General features: G+C 78.2%; 1 protein-coding gene. It reads left to right on the top strand.

Going from position 1 to position 675, the window contains the following annotated elements:
- The coding region (locus tag ACSNOG_RS32870) for an FAD binding domain-containing protein (RefSeq protein WP_436756352.1) at positions 1 to 675 on the top strand (675 nt) is incomplete at both ends.

Below are 675 nucleotides of genomic sequence, written 5' to 3'. Positions count from 1 at the left end.
TCGATCGCGGGGTGCGCGGCGGCGCTCGCCGCGACCCGGGCGGGCGCGGGCGAGGTCGTGGTCTACGAGCGGGCGGCCGGCGGGCTGCAGGACCGGGGCGTCGGCCTGGCCGTCCACGAACGGCGGTACGCCGAGCTGGCGGCGGCCGGGCATCTGGACCCGGCCATTCCGTGGGTGCGGCTGACCTCGCGCCCCTGGATCGTCCGGGACACCGGGAGCGGGAGCCGGGCCGGGCGGCGGTTGGGTGTGCTGCCGTTCGGGTTCCGTTCGTACAACTGGGGGTCTCTGTGGAGCGAGCTGCGGGCGCGCGTCCCGTCCTCGGTCGCCTACGAGTCCGGCGCCGTCGTCGAGCGGGTGCTGCCCGGCCCGGACGGCGCCGTGCTGCGGCTCGCCGGCGGCCGGGAGGAGCGCTTCGACCTCGTGGTCGGCGCCGACGGCTACCGCTCGGTCGTCCGCGCCGCCACCCGGGCCGCGACCGTGCCCCGTTACGCCGGATACGTGGCCTGGCGCGGCGTGCTCCCCGAGGCGGACCTGCCCGGCCCGGCCGGCGCGTGGGCGCGCGACGAGGCCGCCACCGTCGCGTTCCCGGGCGGCCACATGATCGTCTACCGCATCCCCGGCCCCGGCGGCTCGGGCACCGGTGCCAACTGGGTCTTCTACTGCGCGCCCGGAGAC

The sequence above is a fragment of the Streptomyces sp. URMC 124 genome (genome assembly GCF_051386455.1).
In the GTDB taxonomy this organism is placed as follows: Bacteria; Actinomycetota; Actinomycetes; order Streptomycetales; family Streptomycetaceae; genus Streptomyces.
Note: the sequence above shows the minus strand (reverse complement) of the source record. Positions and strands in the feature narration are given on the sequence as shown.